The organism is Mesorhizobium sp. M0621, assembly GCF_040320745.1.
GTDB lineage: Bacteria > Pseudomonadota > Alphaproteobacteria > Rhizobiales > Rhizobiaceae > Mesorhizobium.
Map to the genome: position 1 here is coordinate 23,267 of NZ_JAMYQF010000002.1, position 17,931 is coordinate 41,197.

A 17,931-nucleotide genomic window follows, 5' to 3' on the forward strand; every position below is an offset into this window, starting at 1 on the left:
GAAGCTGCCCGCGTCGGGCAGCCTCATCAATCGGAGAGAACCCATGACGACAAATCGCGCCGAACGGCAGCGCTTCTCGATCGGTTATCATCTGAACAGCTGGGACCTGACCGGCCTTCCGCTCAGGCCGGCCATCAAGTTCCTGGCCGACCAGGGCTTTGGCTGGTTCGAGATCCTCGCATTCACCAGCCTGTCGGACCAGTATGCGCGCAAATACATGCAGCTCGGCAATCAGGCGCCGATGGGTGTCACCACCGACACCGACATCTTGCGGCGTTACGCGCTGCTGTCGGAAGGCCAGAGCGAGTATGGCATCAAGCTCTCCTCCTTCTACGTCAATGCGATCTTCACCAACCCTGTCGCCTGGCCCCATGAACGTGACGTGCTCGTCGCGCTGACCAGGCTGCTGAAGGGCTTCGGCTCACCGGTACTGGTTCTCGGCGGCGGTCCTTCGGAAGCCATTGCCGGGCCACACACAGCCGACGACTACCGCGCCTTTTGCCGGGCGCTCGAGGATATCGGCAGGCGGACAAAGGACCTTGGCATCGAGACGGTCTATCACCCGCATCTCGATACCTTCATCGAGCGCCGCGACCAGCTCGATCGCATGATGGATGAACTGGATACCAACCTGGCCGGCCTGTGCATCGACCCGGCGCATCTTGCGCACACCAATTCCGATCCGGTCGACGCGGTCAAAACCTACATTTCGGCCGTGCGCTACATGCACTTCAAGGACACCAGGGTGGACCCGGAGCTGAAGGGCTATGACCGCTATGGCGCCTTTTGCGAACTCGGCGCCGGCGTCGTTGATCTTGCCGGAATCGTCGACGTCCTGCTGGAGGCAAACTATGATGGCCTCGCCATCATAGAGCTGGATGCGTCCAAGAAGACAGCGGAGCAAAGCACGCTCGAGAGCATCGCCTATGTCAGGGACACGCTCGGGCTGGTGCTCACCCCGCAAAGCACGAAGGCCATATGAGCACGCGACCGCAGGGGGCGGCCCCTGTTTCGAGCCGATCCGGCACCTGGCGCTTCGATGCCGGGGACGGGGCTACGGCCTTCGTGATGATCCTGCCCGCCGCGATCCTCTTCGGTCTTTTCTATCTCTGGCCGTTCGTCAACGGCTTCTGGCTCAGCTTGCACAATTGGGACGGGTTTTCCGATCCGACCTGGGCAGGCTTTTCCAACTACTGGCGCCTCGCACATGATCGCATCTTCCTTGGCGCGCTGCGCAACAATTTGATTTTCGTCGTTGCCGTCGTCATCCTGAAAAATGTGCTTGGCCTCGGGCTGGCGCTGCTTCTGAACCGGGCTCTGCTCGGTCGCACCTTCTTTCGCGCCGCCGCCTTCATCCCGGTGACGATGTCCTTCGTCGCCGTCGGCCTGCTCTGGTCCTGGATCTACAATCCGGTCTTCGGGCTGCTCAACAGCGGGCTCGATCTCGTCGGCCTCGGCGGGCTGAAACGATCCTGGCTTGGCGACGCCGACATCGCGCTTTACTCGATCATCGTCGTCGATGTCTGGAAATGGCTCGGCTTCCATGCCGTCATCTATTTGGCAGGGCTGCAGACGATCCCCTCGGAGCTCTATGAATCGGCGAAGATGGACGGCGCCGGCCCCCTGCAGCGCTTCCGGCACGTCACCGTTCCGATGATGATGCCGATCGTCTTCATCAACACCATCCTTGGCCTTTCCGGCGCTTTCGTGCGCAATTTCGACATCGTCTATGTCTTGACCAAGGGCGGTCCGAACCACGCCACCGAAGTGGTGCTCACCTACATGATGAGCAAGGCGTTCCAGGATGGCGCCATGAGCTACGCCGCGGCGATCGGTTATGTGCTCTTCATGATCGTCGGCCTGGCCAGCGTCGGCCTGCTGGCCCTGATGCGGCGGCAAAGGCTTGATATCTGATGAGAGCCGCCGCCAATCCTCCGATTTCGCTCGACGATGGCGCGGCCGGTCATCGCCGTCGCGGGCTCATGCAGCGCCTCGGCATGCGCGGCATCCTTGAACTTGCCGGCATCTATGCCGCGCTCATCCTCGTGCTCTTCGAGACGCTTTATCCGCTGCTTTGGGTGCTGTTCGGCTCGCTCAAGACCAAGCAGGAAATGCTCGGCAATGTCTGGGGCCCGCCATCGAGCCTGGTGTTGCAGAACTATGCCGATGCCTGGCGTATCGCCGGCATGGGATCGCGCATCGTCAACAGCGTCTTCGTCACCGGGTCGGCATTGATCATCCTGGTCGCCGTCGCGACGCCTTGCGCCTATGCCGTCGCGCGTCTTCGTTTCCCCGGGCGTGGTCTTGTGGTTGTCGTCGCGGTGGCCGCCATGCTGGTGCCGCCGCAAGTGATGGCGATTCCGCTGTTCATGGTGGCGCGAGATCTCGGCCTGATCAACAACCGGCTCGGCATTGCCTTCATCTATGCCGCGACATCGCTGCCGCTTTCGGTCTTCATCCTGCGCAGCTTCTTCGTCACGCTGCCGGCCGACCTCGAAGACGCCGCGCGCGTCGATGGCGCAAGCCGGCTGGAGATCCTGATCCACATCATGCTGCCATTGGTCCGGCCTGGTGTCGCGCTGATCCTCATCTTCGGCTTCATCGAGATCTGGAACGATTTCTTCCTGGCTTTCCTGCTGCTGCGCGACCCGTCGGTGCAGACCATTCCGCTCGGGTTGGTCAGCTTCTTCCAGCAGTACGACTCGCTGTGGAGCCTCTACTTCGCCGCGTTGACGATCACGACACTGCCGGTGATCGTCGTCTTTGTCGCCATGCAACGGCAGTTCATCGCCGGCCTGACCGCCGGCGCCGTGAAGGGTTGACATGCAGGATCGCGTCATCGGCGTTGGCGTCATCGGTTGCGGCGAGATCGCCCAGCTGATGCACTTGCCCTATCTCATGGAATTGCCGGCGTTTCGCATCGCCGCTCTGTGCGACATCTCCCCCGGCACGGTCGACAAGGTCGCGGAACATTATGGCGTCACCGCAAGGTATACGGATCATCACGCGCTGCTTGCCGATCCCAATGTCGATGCGGTGGTGATCTGCACCTACGACCATGGCGGGATCGTCGCCGACGCAATCCGCGCCGGCAAGCACCTGATCGTCGAGAAGCCGCTTGCCTTCACCCCTGAGGAGGCGCGGCCGCTGGTCGAGCAGGCCGAGCGGAGCGGCCTCGTCGCCCTTGTCGGCTACATGAAATTCTACGACCCCGGCTATGAGATCGGCCTCGAGCGCATTGCCGCCATCGGCCGACCGAAGTCGATCCATGTCCATGATTTCGCCGGCCGCTTCGACCGCTATGGCCAGCTCTATACGCAGACCCGCATCACCGACGTGCCGGCCGATATGCTCGCGGCGGGGCGCGATGCCGTCGCCCGGCGCGTCGAAGCGGCACTCGGTGCCGATCATGCCGGTTATCGCGACCTCTATCTCTTGCTGCTGGGCCTCAGCAGCCACGATCTTGCCGTCATGCGCGGCGCTTTCGGCACGCCGGACCGCGTCGTCCATGCACAACAGACCGGTCCGAACCAGTTGCTGGCCGTACTCGACTATGGCGGCGTCCCTTGCCTCTTCGACATGGCACTTGCCCAGTATGAATGGTGGGACGAGTGGGTCCACGTGCATGGCGAGCACGACGAGGTGCGGATCGAATTCCAGAACCCCTACTACCGCAATGCCTCGGCGACCGTCCGGCTACGCGAAGCGGCAGGCGAAACCGCGTCCGAACGTGTGATACCTGGCGTTCCGGATACGTCGTTCCGCCGCGAGTGGCTGCATTTCGCCGATTGCATCCATGCCGGCGCGAAGCCGCGCACGCCGCTTTCGGGCGGTCTCGCCGACCTCGACCTTGCCGTTCGGATCATCCAGGCAATGCCGCCCAAGAGACTTTAGCGAAATTGAGACTTTAGCGAAACTTCGGAAACGCGCCGCCGGCCGGCGCGTTAGCCCAGCTCTGCAAGGTCTGGCCACCGTCGATCAGCCAATCCACGCCAGTGACGTGCCTTGCCTCGTCGGAGGCCAGGAAGGCCACCGCGGCGGCGACATCGTCCGGCTGGCCGATGCGGCGCAACGGAATGCGATCGGCGAAATGCTGGACACTGCTCTTGAAATCGCCGTCACCGGAAGCCGGCACGCCAAGCGTCGTCTCGATCACGCCGGGACAGATGGCATTCACACGTATGCCATAGGGCGCCGCATCGAGTGCCGCGACCCGCGTCAGACCGACCACACCGTGTTTGGAAGCAACATAACCCGCACCGCCCGAAAGGACGTCCCAACCGGCCATGGACGAGCCCATGTTGACGATCGAGCCACCGGTCCCGGCCTTGATCATCGCCCGAAGCGATGCCTGCAGAACGAGGAAGATGCCGCGCAGATTGATGCGGATGATCGTATCCCAGTCCTCGACCGGCAGGTCGTGGACGGGAGCGATGGCGCCGGAAATACCGGCATTGTTGAACACCACGTCGAGGCCGCCGAACGTCTCGACGGTCGTTGCGACGGCGCGCTGCACATCCGCTTCGTCGGTGACGTCGGCCTCGATCGCCAGGACGTCCTCGCCGAGAGAGCGGGCCAGTTGCCGCGCCGCCGTGCCATTGCGGTCGACAATGGCAACCCGTGCGCCTTCGTCGCGGAAACGTCGCACCGCGGCGCCGCCAATCGCGCCGGCGCCGCCGGTGACGAGAACATTCTGCTTGTCGAACCGTTTCATTGGCCGGCCTCCGGCTTCGGATAGGAACGCCACGAATGGCTTGCCTCGAAGCCAATCGTTTCGCGCGCATGGACCGTGTCGAGTACGGTGCCAAAGCCGGCGATCGGCCGCGACAGAGGGACATCAGGGTAGACCCGGCGCACGAGCGCTTCGGTTTCCTCTTCCATGAAGGTGTCGTCAGCGCTCAAGATGACGCGCAGATGGCCTTCGCCTTGCCATTCAAGCGCCCGCAGAAAACCCTGCCCGGCATCGCGCGCGTCGAGATAGCTCCACAGGTCGCGGGCACTGTCGGCGGTGACACGGCGCGGACCGACGCCAGCGAAAAAGGAACCTGGCGTCTGGATCCACGGCATGCGGATACTGACCGCCGAAAAGGCGCCGCGACGCACCGCCGCGTCGACGATTTCTTCGCCCAGCCATTTCGACAGGCCGTATGGGTCCTGCGCGCCGACCGGGTGGTTCAGGTCGACCGGCAGATAGGGCGGCCGTACCGGCTTCTCGAAAAAGGGATAGCCGAAAACGCTGAAGGACGAGGCATAGATGAAGCGGCTGGCGCCGGCCATGGCAGCTGCCTCGACCACATTGTAGGCGGTCGCGACATTGGTCTTGAACACCTCGCCACCGGCCCGGCCGGTCGGTCGCGGAATGGCCGCGACATGCACCACGGCATCGCAATCACGCACCAGCTGCAGCGTCGATCCCAGATCGGTCAAATCGGCGGTTGCGTGGCACCATGCGACTCCAGAAGGCACCACGGTATCAATGCCCAGCACATCGTGGCCGGCCGCAACCAGGGCCTCGGCCACATGGCGGCCAAGCAGGCCACTGGCTCCGGTGACGATCGTCTTCATATCTCGACCTCGGATCCGCAATTCAGCGGCTTGAATATCGTTGATGGTCATACAAATCGAGCACATGATTGAAGAGCCTTGTCAAGGCCATTTCGCGCTGGACAAATAGCGCATACCCTTGTCGGAGCGCGGTGCGCAAGGCCGACGAGCATGCTTTGCGTCGAACGGGATTGACTTGGCATCCGCCAGGGTTTTTTGTATGAGCATCAACGATCGGTCAAAGGAGATCGCCATGCCCGTGGACAGTTTTTCCTCACATCGGCACGATGACGCGGTGCGGCTCGATCCACGCCGTGCGGCCGTTGTCGTCATCGATATGGTCAATGAATTCTGCAAGCCCGGCGGGGCCATGGTCCTGCCCGGATACGAGACACTGGTCGCCCCGCAGCTGGCCGTCATCGAGGCGGCGCGCGCCGTCGGCGTGCCGGTGATCTGGGTTCACGACAGCCATCGGCCCGGCATGCGACGCGAGCGCGAATGGCTGAAGCGCACGCCGCATTGCGTGGAGGGAAGCTGGGGACCGGAAATCATCGAGGACCTCGGCGCCCGCGATGATGAGATCCACGTGATCAAGCGGCGCTACTCCGCCTTCTTTCAAACCGACCTCGACCTGACGCTGAAAGATATGCAGATCGATCAGTTGGTCATCTTCGGCGTGGTCACCAACATCTGTGTGCGCTCGACCGTCCATGACGCCTTTTTCCAGGGTTATGAGGTGGTGGTGCCCAGCGATTGCTGCGCGGCGACCGGGCCGCGCGAGCAGGAAAGTTCGCTCTACGACATAGCGACGCATTTCGGCGTGGTCAGCGATTCGGCTGATGTCGTCGCAGCCCTTCGCGACGGGACGTCGCTTCAACCGGCGAGTGTTGCGGCTTGAACCCCTTCAGGCCGGCGGCAGGCATCCGAGACAGCGGCGATAGGAGTCCGGCGTGACGACTAAAAAGAAACCGCAGCCCAAAAACGGCGGGACGTCGAAAGGGCCAAGCGGCAATGCGGCGTCTCTGAGCCGTGAGCAAGTGCTGCAGCAATACGCTGAGACCGGCTACGAACTGGACCGCCACCCGGCGCACGTCATCCGCCGGGCGCATCAGCGCGCGACGCTGCGCTTCCAGCAGGTCATGGCCGGCGAAGACCTTTCGCCAACCCAGTTCGCGGCACTCGCCACGATCCTAAAGCATGGCGAAGTCTCGCAGAACCATCTCGGCCGGCTGACGGCGATGGACCCATCGACCATCAGCATCGTCATGCGCAAGCTGCTCAAACACGGGCTGATCACGCGCAGCGCTTCCGACACCGACCAACGTCTGACGATGATCGCGCTGACCAGCAAGGGAACCGACTACACGCTCGAGCGGCTCGAACGCAGCGTCGAAGTTGGACGGCGGTTCCTGTCGCCGCTCTCACCGGCTGAGCAGGCGACGCTGCTTCGCCTGCTCCAGCGTATCAATGACGACGATCCGTCGAATGGCGACGGCGGCAAATAAGCGGCGTCCAGACCTTTTTCCATAACAGCAGAAGTGAGAATCGATGTCATCCGACCCCCAGTCGTCTGCCAACACACTCGTTGTCCGCAACATCGGTCTCATGCTGAGCGGCAATCTCGCTCAACCGATCATCGACGCCGACACCATCGTCGTGGCCGATGGCCGCATCGCCGGCATTGGCAAGGCAGGCGATGTTGACGGCAGCGCGGCGACGATCATCGATGCGATGGGCTGCGCGGTCGCGCCGGGGCTTATCGACAACCACGCCCATCCGGTGGCCGGCGACTGGACACCGCGCCAGAACCAGATCGGCTGGATGGATTCGACCGTGCATGGCGGCGTCACTACCATCGTCTCGGCGGGCGAAGTCCACACGCCAGGCCGCCCGCGCGACCTGGTCGGGCTGAAGGCGCTGGCGATCGCTGCCCAGCGCACCTTCTCCAATTTCCGTCCGAACGGCATGAAGATCCTGGCCGGGGCACCGATCCTGGAACCCGGCCTTACCGAGGAGGATTTCCGCACTCTCGCCGAAGCCGGGGTGACGCTTGTCGGCGAGGTCGGGCTTGGCGGCGTCAAGGACGGGCCGACCGGCCGGCAGATGATAGCCTGGGCACGCAAATACGGCATGACCTCCATGACCCATACAGGGGGCCCGTCGCTGCCCGGCTCCGGCCGCATCGGCGCGGATGTCGTGCTGGAGGTCGACGCCGACATCGTCGCCCACGTCAATGGCGGGCCAACCGCCCTGCCCGACGCGGAAATACGGCAGATCTGCGAGAAGGGTTCGAGGGCGCTTGAAATCGTCCACAACGGCAATTTGCGCACCGGACTGTTCGTGCTCGACCTGGCAAGGCAGCGCGGCGAACTTGCGCGCGTCGTCCTCGGCACGGACAGCCCGGCCGGATCCGGCGTGCAGCCGCTCGGCATCCTGCGGACCCTGACCATGCTGGCTTCGCTGGGTGGTATCGCGCCGGAAGTAGCGTTCTGTTTTGCCAGCGGCAACACGGCGCGCGTGCGCGGGCTGGATGATCGCGGCATGATCGAGGTTGGTCGCGCCGCCGACCTGATCTTCATGGATCAGGCGATCGGCGGTGCCGGCGACGGGCTGCTCGACAGCGTGGCGCTGGGCAATCTTCCAGGCATCGGAATGGTGGTCATCGATGGCGTGGTGCGGACCGGCCGGAGCCGCAACACCCCGCCGGCGATGCGGGTGCCGGAGGTCAGAGCTGTGTAATGGCGACGACCTTCACGGACTTTGTTTTTACGCAATTCCCAAGGGAAAGCGACATGCGCTTTTCTCGGGAAAACCGTCGTGCACTTTTCCTGGAATTACTCTAGCTGACGCCATCCTCGCCGACGATCTTGTCCTTGGTCAGCCCGCCGACGCGCGGGTGCGGCCGGCCGGAATCGGTGACGGCAATGGCGACGACGATCTCGTCGGCACGCGGTGCGTCGGGAACGCGAACCTCCATGCCATCGAAATGGCTGCGCACCCGCGCCGCATCTTTGTGGCCGAGCGGAATGTCGAGCGACACGCCGAGGCCGCCGCGCTTCTTCGATGAGGGAATGAGTGCGGCACCCTTGCCGAGCACATCGCGGAACGGGGCACCGAGTTTTGGATGAAGGAGGGCAGCGGCATGTTCGAGTTCGCCGTCAGCACCGACGGCCGCCGCCTTGCCGAAGCTCTCGACCCGGTCACCGGCAATGCCGAGAGCAGCGACAGCGCGCTTGGGCAAAATGTCTCCCAACGCTTCGCCGACAGCGCTCAGCGCCGACAGGTCCTCGACATAGGTGCCCGCATAAGGGTTGCGGATCACCGCAATGGCCGCGGCACGTCGCGTCGGCACATCGACTGGACGACCGCCTTCGATCCGGGTTTCCTCGACGATGGTGATAATGCGGCGGATTTCCGGGCTCATCGCAATCCGTCCTCACCCTTGATGTCGGCGGCGGGAAGGCCGCCGCCGCGTGCATGAACACGCGCGCCGGTCGTCATCGCCAGGATGACCGCCATTTCGTCGCTGCGCGGCGCATCGGCAATGCCGATCTCGATCGCATCGAAATGGCTGCGCACATAGGAGGCATTTATGTGCGTTATCGGGATGTCGATGCGCGTTCCGGGGCCGCCGACCTTCTTGGTCGAGGGCACGATGGCCTTGGCGTTGCCGAGCAGTTCGCGCATCGCGTAGCCGCCCGGATTGTGCCAGAGCGCGCCGTGTTCAAGCTCGCCTGCGGCGCCGACGATGGCACCCTTGCCATAGCCTTCGATGGCCTGGCCGCCGTCACCAATGGCGTCGATCAGGCGCCGGGCCATATCGAGACCGAGCGGCTTCAGGTCTTCCATGAAGCCAGTGATCTCTTCGACATAGCGTCCGGAAAAAGGGTTGGCGATGACGGCAACGACCGCGCCACGCTTCAGCGGGCGTGCCGCCTGGGGCCCGCCCTCATGGAAGATCTCTTCGACCTGAACCAGAAATTTCCTGACCAACACAGCCGGCATTGTTCGCTTCCTTCGTCCCGTCGTTCATGAAAACTCGTTAGAGTATCAACAATTATGCATCGTCGATATTTGTCAAGCGCAGACGTTCAGCAAGTGAGCGAAGGGCCAAGAAAACTGCATCGGATGGCGATTGACAGCCTGTTGAGCCGCTCCTAAACTCATATGACCATCAACGAACTCGCCGCTGTCCCGGCGACACGTGGGGTGGTCAAAGCGTGGCTTCAAAAGCTGAAAAAAGCTGAAGGGGAATGACATGAAAAGGGCGCTCAAGAGTTTATTTCTGGCCGGCACGATGCTTGCCATTTCGTTCGGGTCGGCCGCCGCACAGGCCAAGGTTTCCGTGGCCGCCATCTCAGGATATTTTGCTCAGGGCTTCGGCGTTTCGATCGTCAACGGCCTCAACAAGGCCAAGACCGATTTCGGCATCGACCTCAAGCTGGTCGATACCGGCAATCGCGCGCTCGACTACCAGCAGCAGTTCGAGAACCTTGCCAAGGGCAAACAGTATGACCTCATCTTCGTGATGGGCTGGGAATTGGTGGACTCGCTGCAGAAGGTCAGCGCGGAATATCCCGACCAACGCTTCGTGTTCATCGATGGCGTCCTCGACAACCCCAAGATGATCTACGCCAACTTCGCCGAGGAACAGGGATCCTTCGTCGCCGGCGCGCTCGCCGGCATGATCGAAGCCAAGGGCACCGCCTTCGACAAGATCGGCGACGGCAAAGCCATCGGCTTCGTCGGCGGCCGCGATATCCCGGTGATCCGCAACTTCCTCGGTGGTTACGAACAAGGCGCCAAATACGCCGCGCCCGATGTGAAGGTGAACTCCGTGTTCGCCGGAACCTTTGACGATCCCGCCAAGGGCAGCGAGCTTGCCCAGGCGCTTTACGGCCAAGGCTCCGACATCGTCTACAACGTTGCCGGCCCGACGGGTGAAGGCGTCATGCAGGCAAGTGCCGCAGTCGACAAATATTCGATCGGCGTCGACATCGACATGTGCGGCTCGGCCCCTGGCAATGTGCTGGCCAGCATGCTGAAGCGCGGCGACATCGCCGTCTATACGCTGATCAAAGACGAGGTCGAAGGCCACAAGATCACCGCCGGCACACGCACGTTCGACCTCGCTTCGGGTGGTGTCGAAGTCAAGATCTGCGATGACATCGCCTCCAAGATCCCGGCTGACGTGACAGCCAAGCTGGATGAGATCAAGAAGGGCATCCTCGACGGCAAGATCGCGATCGCCAAGGCGAAGTAAACCAACAAAAGCGCCTCCCTCCCAAGAAAGCGCTACACTGATCCGCCGCGGCTTGCCGCGGCGGATCAGCGTCCAATCTGCGAGAGCCATGTTGTCCAACACGCCGGGGTCGCCGACCCTCCATAGCACTGCCGCAATGGCCGTCGAGTTGACTGGCATCACCAAGCGTTTTGGCGCGTTCGTCGCCAATGACGGCATCGACCTTGCGGTCCGCCGCGGCGAGATCCACGCCATCATCGGCGAGAACGGCGCCGGCAAGACGACGCTGATGAACATCCTGTTCGGCCTCCTGCAGCCAGACGAAGGCTCGATCCGGTTGAACGGCGAGGAGATCGTGATCGCCGACCCGTCCGTGGCGATAAAGGCCGGGCTTGGCATGGTTCACCAGCATTTTAAGCTGGTTCCCTCGCTCTCGGTCGCCGACAACGTCTTTCTCGGCATGGAAATCCGTCGCCACGGGCTGATCGACCACGCTGCACAGATTGCACGCACGCGCGAACTGTCGAAGCGCTTCGGCTTGCAGGTCGATCCGACCGAGCGCGTCGGGCTTCTTTCGGTCGGCATAGAGCAACGCATCGAAATCCTGAAGGTTCTGGTGCGCGGCGCGCGCACCGTCATCCTCGACGAACCTACCGCGGTGCTAACGCCGCAAGAGAGCCGTGAACTGTTTCAGACGCTGCGCAGCTTCGTGGCGGAGGGCATGACGGTGATCTTCATTTCGCACCACCTGGAAGAGGTGACGGAAGTGTCCGACACGGTGACGGTACTGCGCAATGGCAGGAAGGTGGCGACGCGACTGACGGCCGAGCTCAGCAAAGACGAGTTGGTGCACATGATGGTCGGCCGCGAGGTCAGCTTCGACCGACGGCCGCGCGCGTCGCTGCACGGCGACGTGGTCCTCGAAGTGAAGGATCTCTGGGCGCGCGACGATCGCCTGCTGCCGGCCCTTCGCGACGCCAGTTTCACGGTCCGCTCCGGCGAGGTGGTGGGGATCGCGGGTGTGGCCGGCAATGGTCAGACAGAGCTGGCGGAAGTGCTTTCGGGCCTGCGGCCGGCAAGCCATGGCGGGGCTTGGCTGAAGGGGCAGAACCTCACCGCCCTCTCGCCCGCCGCGATCCGCGAGGCAGGCCTTGCCCATGTTCCAGGCGACCGCATGGTCCGCGGGGTCGACCGCAACGCTTCGATATCGGCCAACATCCTGATAGGCCGCCAGCATCGCGCACCATGGAGCCGCGGCGGCGTGCTCAACTGGAACGCCATCGGGCAAAATGCCGAAACGCTGATCAAGGACTTCGATATTCGCGCGCGCGGACCGGGCGATGCCGTCAAGCGGCTTTCCGGCGGAAACATCCAGAAGGTCGTTTTGGCACGTGAATTCACCAATGGCGCCGATTTCCTGCTGATCGATCAGCCGACGCGTGGCGTCGACATCGGCGCCCAGGAGGCCATTCATGACGAGATCATGCGCCAGCGCGCCGCCGGCCGCGCGATCCTGCTGATTTCCGTGCAGCTCGATGAACTGGCCGCCCTTGCCGACCGTATCCTGGTGATGTTCAACGGGCGGATCATGGGCGAGGTCGCCGGCGATGACGCCGACGAGGAGCGCATCGGCATGATGATGGCAGGCGTGGCCGCGCCGGACTTCGCCGCAGAGACCGCATGATGAAAGACCACTTGCGTGCCGTTTCCGGCCAGATCATCGCCATCGGTGTGGCGCTGCTGATGGGTGCGATCATCATCCTCATGGTTGGCGAAAGCCCAGTGCGTGTGTTCATGACCCTATTGCGCGGCGCCTTCGGCGATCAGGAGAAGATTGCCGGGACGTTGCTGCAGACGACGCCGATCCTGATCTGCGGTGTCGCTGCCTGCATCGGCTTGCGCGGCGGCATGTTCAACGTCGGCATCGAGGGACAGCTGTTCCTCGGCGGCTTCGCTGCCGCCTGGGTCGGCTTTGCCATGCCTCTGCCCGCGGGCATTCACACGCTGGCGGCGCTGGCGCTCGCGATCGTGGCAGGCGCGGCCTGGGTCGCCATCCCCGCCTACTTCCGCGCCCGCTACAACACCAACGAGGTCGTCTCGACGATCCTGTCGAACTACGTGGCGGTGCTGCTTACCTCCTATTTCACCATTTTCCTTTTCAAACGGCCGGGCGGCTGGTCGGAGACGCCGCCGATCCTGCCCACATCCTATCTGCCGGAGATCTTCACCTTCTCGCGGTTGAACTGGGGCCTGGTCATTGGCCTGGTGCTAGCGGTCGGCGCAGCCCTTGTGTTCCGCTACACCCGGTGGGGCTACAGCGTTACGATGGTCGGTTCGGCGCCGAAATTCGCCGAATATGGCGGCGTCAACGTGAAACGGCAGGGTTTCCTGGTCCTGCTCCTTTCGGGCGCTGTCGGCGGGCTGGCCGGTGGCGTCGAGACGCTCGGCGTCCATCACCGCTTCATGGAAGGGTTTGCGCCCGGTTTCGGCTTCGATGGGCTGATCGCCGCCCTGCTCGCCAATGGCTCGCCGGTCGCCACCATCTTCACCGCGCTGTTCTTCGGCGCCCTGCGCAACGGATCGCTGCTGCTCGAGGTCGATACAAGTGCGTCGCGCGAGATCATCACCGTGATCCAGGCGCTGATCATCCTCAGCGTGTCGGCCCAGGTGCTTGTGAGAAGGCGCGGCGACAGCCAGGCAGGGGAGCGGCGATGGAAATTCTAGACAGACTGGTCAACATCGCGCTGATCGCAGCCACGCTTCGCACCACCGCGCCCATCCTTCTGGTCGCGCTTGGCGGCTCGTTCACCACCAAGGCCGGCATCTTCAACATCGGCCTCGAAGGGCAGATGCTGGTCGGCGCCTTCTTCGCCGTCCTCGGTTCGATCTGGACGGGTTCCGCACTGGCGGGCGTCGCCTGCGGCGTCGCGGCGGCGCTCGTCTTCGCCCTGGTTTTTGCTGTTCTGGTGGTGAGTTTCAAAGCCAATGAAGTGGTCGTCGGGCTGGCGCTCAACATCCTGGCCGGCGGCATGACGATCTCGCTGATGAAAGCGATCTTCGGCACGCGCGGATCGATCGTCGGGCACGGCATCGTCGGCCTGCCGAAAGTCCAGCTGCCCGGTGCCCGCGACCTTCTCGGTTCATGGGCGCCGCTGGTCTCCGGCTTCACGCCACTCGTCTACGTCGCCTTCATCGCCGTGCCGTTGCTGGTCCTGTGCTACAACCGGACGCGGCTCGGCCTCTATATCCGCGTCGTCGGCGAAAAGCCGGAAGCCGCCGAGGCGCTCGGCATCTCGATCACCCGCGTCCGCTACACCGCGTCCCTGCTGTGCGGATTGCTGGCGGGCCTCGCCGGCGCGCATCTGTCACTCGGCTACATCACCATGTTCACCGAAAACATGTCATCGGGCCGCGGTTTCATGGCGGTCGCGATCCTGATCTTTTCCAACGGCGATCCGCTGAAAGTTCTGGCCGGCTGCCTGCTGTTCGGCTTCGCGGATGCCTTTTCGTTGCGCCTGCAGACGTTCGGCTATCCGTCCTATCTGGTTCTCACCGTCCCCTACGTCGTCGCGCTGATCGCCCTGTTTGCGCTGTCTTACCGGGCGCGTCCAAGGGTCATCGCGGAAACGCTGGAGTCGATGCGGAAACTGCTGTCGGTGGACAAGAACGCCGAGCCCGGCGGCAGAAATCCCCAGTGAAGGAACCCTCCATGGAACGCATAATCCTCGACGTGGATTCGGCCGGCGACGATATTCTCGCCGTGCTGTTTGCGGCGGTGAATCCGAAGCTCCGGCTCGAGGGCGTGACCACCGTGACGGGCGCGGCCGGCCCGATCGAGCAGGTCACCAACGTCGTCCTCAATACGCTGACGCTCGGCGGGCGCGACGACATCCCCGTTCACGCCGGCGCGTGGCGGCCGATCGTCGGCAACGCCAAGGCCGACATGGAGGCGCCGGTCCATTTCGAAAAACGGCTTGTTGCCCGTTTCGGCGATCGCCTGAAGAAGTTCAACCCGCCGGCGCCGACGCCCGTGCGGCAAGCCACATCAGGACACGCGGTCGATTTCATCATCGGCACGGTCATGGCCAATCCGGGCGAGATCGCGCTGGTGACCACCGGCCCGTTGACCAACGCGGCGATGGCCCTGCTCCAGGAGCCACGATTGACCGGCGCACTGAAGCGGCTGATCGTACTCGGCGGCAATTTCCAGACACCGGGCAACATCACGCCCTTGTCGGAATACAACATCTGGGCCGACCCGGAAGCCTCGCGCATCGTGCTGAACGCCGATGTCGAGAAGATTCTCGTCCCGCTCGACATCTGCGAGGACAACCGCGTCGCCGATTCGATGCTGACACGCGACGACATCGCCGACATGCAGGCCGTCGCGAAGGACAATCCCGTCCTGGAGATGATCGCCGACAGCTTTCCGATCTACATCGACATCTGGCGCGAATTCTTCGACCTTGTCGGTTTCCCGATGGACGATGTGATCACCGTGGCGCTGGCTTTCGATCCTGGCCTGGCGACGATGACCGAGCCGCTGTTTGCCGACGTCGTGCTCGACGGCAGGCTGGCGCGCGGCCAGACCGTGGCCTATCGCGGCCGGCAATTGTTGCCCGGCGGCGGACCCAGGACCACCCGCATCTGCACCGGCCTCGACGGCCGGCGTTTCCTCGACAGCTTCAAGAAAACCATAGCGCGCTATGAGCGGGGGGCGTGAAAGACGACATGATGATCAAGCCAACTCCCATCCTGTTCGACTGCGACCCTGGCCATGACGACGCCATTGCGCTGGTCATGGCGCATCGCTCGCCGGCCATCGAACTCGTTGGCGTCACCACCACCTGCGGCAATGCGGAGGTCGAAAAGACGACCGCCAACGCCTTGCGCATCCTGGAGTATATCGGCGCCGGCGACGTGCCCGTCGCACGGGGCTGCCACCGTCCGCTGGCCCGCCCGCTGGTGCTCGGCACCGCCGATGGCCCGAGCGGCCTCGAGGGTTCGCCCTACCTGCCGCAGGCGACGATCAAGCCGGTTGACCGGCATGCGGTCGATTTCCTGGCCGACAAGCTGCGCGCCGCCCCCGAACCGATCCTGGTCGTCGCCACCGGCCCGCTCAGCAATATCGGCCTGATGATCCTCAAGCATCGCGACGTGCTGCCCAAGATCAAGGAGCTGATCTGGATGGGCGGCGTGTTCTACCGCAAGAGCGAGATCATCACGCCGACCGAGTTCAATGCGTTCTGCGACCCCGAGGCGCTGAAGATCGTCCTCGACAGCGGCGTGCCGATCCTGATGGTCGGCCTCGACGTCACCATGCAGGTGCTGATCGAGGCGCCGCAATATGCCGAACTCGCCACCATTGACACGCCGCTCGGCCGGCTCGTCAACGACTGGCTGCTGTTCTACGAGAAGCTGCACCGCAACTCGATGGGCGTCGGCGGCGCCATGCACGATCCGCTCGCGCTGGCGCTCGCCATCGACCCGACATTGGTGCGCACGCGCCCTGCCCATATCGGCGTCGATCTGTCCGGCACCTACGCCTTCGGCGCGACCATCGCCGATTTCTGGAGCGAGCGCGGTGAAAAGGACAATGCCCGCATCGCATATGAGGTCGATGCGGACCGCTTCTTCAAGCTGATGTTCGACCTGCTGCGGGACTGAACATCTCGCGGGCGGAGGGTTACGTGGCTAGCGGAACAGATATTTCGACACTTCCGGGTTGCCGCGGCGCCACATCACGTTGTCCAGGAAGTAGTGGTGCACGTTGATGAATATCCACGCTATGAAGGGGAAAAGCGACGAGCCGAGCACCTGTTTGTCATAGGGAACCAGGGCGGTCAGCGCCATCGGCACGAGCCAGAAACCAAGAGCGCCGAGAATTGTGCCGGCGACGATGAACATCAGCACCCGCAGCCTGTACAACGGTCCGAGAATGGACAGGAGCTTGAATTCCGGATCCCTGGCGGCATCCGCGCGGTCGCGCTCGACATTGGTCTGGTAACGCCAGACCACCGCGAGGTACTGCAACGAATGGAGCGCCGGCACCACGAGCAGCCAGAGCGGATTTATCGTCACGAACAGGATCCAGGCATAAAGGGTGACGACATAGGCGACGACGCCGTTATAGGGCAGCGCGCCACCATGCTTGCGCCACCGATTGACGAACATCACGACGGTGGCCGCCGAGGAAGCAGCGGCGACCGCGAGCGCGATGTTGAGGAGCCATGGCGGGACCGCGAATGTGTAGTATTCCAGGCCCCAGAACTGCCTTTCGGTGATCACCGCGTTTGTCTGGAGCCAAGCGAACAGCCACACGGCATAGCCGTTGAACAGCAGCACCTTCTTGTCCTGATCGCTGAAGAATTTGCGCTTCAAGACCGCGTCCACCATCAGCATGCCGTAGCCTTGCTTGACGTAATGCCAGCCAACGAAAAAGCCCATCGCATTGGTTGCATATCCCAGCAGGCGAGCGTTCCCGGTCACGGAGCCATAGGCAAAGAAAGCGCACATGATCAGCGGGACGAAAATGCCCGCGAAAATGTAGCGAAGCTGGAGGTTCCTGGCGTACCCGTCACCGCGCACCTTGCGCGCGAAATTGCGATAGAAAATCTGGTACGAATGGGCAAAGTGCGGCTGGTTTATGAGATGCGACAGCAGAAACGCCGTCAGCGCCACGAGACCTTCGTATTTGAGAGGCACAAAATACAGGACCGGCAGGATCAGGAACGCGCTCCCGCCAAGCATGAAAAAGTCGATGAACGGGCCAAAGAGATATTTCTGCGGGGCGACTGAGACCGGGGCATCCGCCGAAAGGTGAAGTGCCATGCTGCCTTCTCCCTGTGATCGTTCATTTAGCCATCGACCTGATCGATCGGCAAGGTCCCCCGGGGTCCGAACTCAGGTTGACGAAAAACCTGACGACAGCCAGTTCGGCGGTGTCGGCGGCGCCGTTCATGATAGGAATTTTTTCTTGACTCCGTGCCCTCAGCTATGGTACATATTTGTCCATGGTGCTGATTTGCGCCAGTGACCCGCCGCGCAGGCGGTTTTTCGTTTTCGTCAGCCTACGCGCCGGCGAAGGCTCCGAAGGAACCCGTTAACCCGCGTTCGTTGCTCTGACCGGCTACCGACTATGGGAT

18 protein-coding genes are annotated in these 17,931 nt (G+C 63.0%); 13 read left to right on the top strand and 5 right to left on the bottom strand.

The features are described from left to right. The first annotated feature begins 43 nt into the window (after positions 1-43). From NKI38_RS01690 to NKI38_RS01705, 4 genes are read left to right on the top strand one after another with little or no spacing between them, the layout of a single operon-like run. Positions 44-982 carry a sugar phosphate isomerase/epimerase family protein gene (locus tag NKI38_RS01690; RefSeq protein ID WP_352654265.1) on the top strand — a complete coding sequence of 313 codons (939 nt, stop codon included), beginning with the start codon at positions 44-46 and terminating at the stop codon, positions 980-982. Next, positions 979-1,914 carry a carbohydrate ABC transporter permease gene (locus NKI38_RS01695; RefSeq protein ID WP_352654267.1) on the top strand — a complete coding sequence of 312 codons (936 nt, stop codon included), beginning with the start codon at positions 979-981 and terminating at the stop codon, positions 1,912-1,914. Before NKI38_RS01690 ends, NKI38_RS01695 begins: the two co-directional genes overlap by 4 nt. Further along, entirely contained in the window at positions 1,914-2,822 is a 909-nt protein-coding gene (locus NKI38_RS01700; RefSeq protein WP_352654269.1) for a carbohydrate ABC transporter permease, read from the top strand. Before NKI38_RS01695 ends, NKI38_RS01700 begins: the two co-directional genes overlap by 1 nt. Position 2,823: 1 nt before the next feature. Then, entirely contained in the window at positions 2,824-3,894 is a 1,071-nt protein-coding gene (locus NKI38_RS01705) for a Gfo/Idh/MocA family oxidoreductase (protein WP_352654271.1), read from the top strand. A 13-nt stretch (positions 3,895-3,907) separates the two neighbouring features. On the opposite strand, the gene NKI38_RS01710 is transcribed toward NKI38_RS01705, so the two are convergent. Next, positions 3,908-4,714, bottom strand: coding sequence for an SDR family NAD(P)-dependent oxidoreductase (locus tag NKI38_RS01710; RefSeq protein WP_352654273.1), 807 nt, complete (start codon positions 4,712-4,714; stop codon positions 3,908-3,910). Continuing rightward, entirely contained in the window at positions 4,711-5,565 is an 855-nt protein-coding gene (locus NKI38_RS01715; RefSeq protein ID WP_352654275.1) for an NAD-dependent epimerase/dehydratase family protein, read from the bottom strand. The genes NKI38_RS01710 and NKI38_RS01715 overlap by 4 nt, the downstream gene beginning before the upstream one ends. 232 nt (positions 5,566-5,797) lie before the next feature. On the opposite strand from NKI38_RS01715, the gene NKI38_RS01720 reads away from it, so the two are divergent. The 3 genes from NKI38_RS01720 to NKI38_RS01730 are packed head-to-tail and all read left to right on the top strand — an operon-like array spanning position 5,798 to position 8,283. Next, positions 5,798-6,442 (top strand): cysteine hydrolase family protein, encoded by a 645-nt coding sequence (locus NKI38_RS01720; RefSeq protein ID WP_352654277.1) that lies wholly within the window; start codon positions 5,798-5,800, stop codon positions 6,440-6,442. Between the two features lie 52 nt (positions 6,443-6,494). Continuing rightward, positions 6,495-7,049 (top strand): MarR family winged helix-turn-helix transcriptional regulator, encoded by a 555-nt coding sequence (locus NKI38_RS01725; protein ID WP_352654279.1) that lies wholly within the window; start codon positions 6,495-6,497, stop codon positions 7,047-7,049. Positions 7,050-7,092: 43 nt separating this feature from the next. Beyond that, positions 7,093-8,283, top strand: coding sequence for an amidohydrolase family protein (locus tag NKI38_RS01730; protein ID WP_352629515.1), 1,191 nt, complete (start codon positions 7,093-7,095; stop codon positions 8,281-8,283). 100 nt (positions 8,284-8,383) lie between these two features. On the opposite strand, the gene NKI38_RS01735 is transcribed toward NKI38_RS01730, so the two are convergent. Continuing rightward, the gene (locus tag NKI38_RS01735; protein WP_352654281.1) at positions 8,384-8,968 is read right to left on the bottom strand and encodes an amino acid synthesis family protein; all 585 of its coding nucleotides are present in this window, start codon (positions 8,966-8,968) and stop codon (positions 8,384-8,386) included. Further along, positions 8,965-9,549, bottom strand: a complete 585-nt coding sequence (locus tag NKI38_RS01740; RefSeq protein ID WP_352654283.1) for an amino acid synthesis family protein — start codon at positions 9,547-9,549, stop codon at positions 8,965-8,967. The genes NKI38_RS01735 and NKI38_RS01740 overlap by 4 nt, the downstream gene beginning before the upstream one ends. A gap of 253 nt (positions 9,550-9,802) precedes the next feature. On the opposite strand from NKI38_RS01740, the gene NKI38_RS01745 reads away from it, so the two are divergent. The 6 genes from NKI38_RS01745 to NKI38_RS01770 all read left to right on the top strand — a co-directional run bounded on the left by NKI38_RS01745 (position 9,803) and on the right by NKI38_RS01770 (position 16,453). Further along, a complete protein-coding gene (locus tag NKI38_RS01745) occupies positions 9,803-10,807 on the top strand; it encodes a BMP family lipoprotein (RefSeq protein WP_352654284.1) in 1,005 nt (334 codons plus the stop codon). A gap of 88 nt (positions 10,808-10,895) precedes the next feature. Beyond that, a complete protein-coding gene (locus NKI38_RS01750; RefSeq protein ID WP_352654285.1) occupies positions 10,896-12,470 on the top strand; it encodes an ABC transporter ATP-binding protein in 1,575 nt (524 codons plus the stop codon). Then, positions 12,467-13,510: an ABC transporter permease gene (locus NKI38_RS01755; protein ID WP_352629526.1), complete on the top strand. Its 1,044-nt coding sequence runs from the start codon at positions 12,467-12,469 to the stop codon at positions 13,508-13,510. The genes NKI38_RS01750 and NKI38_RS01755 overlap by 4 nt, the downstream gene beginning before the upstream one ends. Next, on the top strand, positions 13,498-14,484 hold the full coding sequence (locus NKI38_RS01760; protein WP_352654287.1) for an ABC transporter permease: 987 nt from the start codon (positions 13,498-13,500) through the stop codon (positions 14,482-14,484). Before NKI38_RS01755 ends, NKI38_RS01760 begins: the two co-directional genes overlap by 13 nt. A gap of 11 nt (positions 14,485-14,495) precedes the next feature. Continuing rightward, on the top strand, positions 14,496-15,509 hold the full coding sequence (locus tag NKI38_RS01765) for a nucleoside hydrolase (RefSeq protein ID WP_352654289.1): 1,014 nt from the start codon (positions 14,496-14,498) through the stop codon (positions 15,507-15,509). A gap of 8 nt (positions 15,510-15,517) precedes the next feature. Beyond that, the gene (locus NKI38_RS01770) at positions 15,518-16,453 is read left to right on the top strand and encodes a nucleoside hydrolase (protein WP_502899240.1); all 936 of its coding nucleotides are present in this window, start codon (positions 15,518-15,520) and stop codon (positions 16,451-16,453) included. A 27-nt stretch (positions 16,454-16,480) separates the two neighbouring features. On the opposite strand, the gene NKI38_RS01775 is transcribed toward NKI38_RS01770, so the two are convergent. After that, complete coding sequence (locus NKI38_RS01775) at positions 16,481-17,617, bottom strand: hypothetical protein (RefSeq protein WP_352654293.1); 1,137 nt, start codon at positions 17,615-17,617, stop codon at positions 16,481-16,483. Positions 17,618-17,931: the final 314 nt, after the last annotated feature.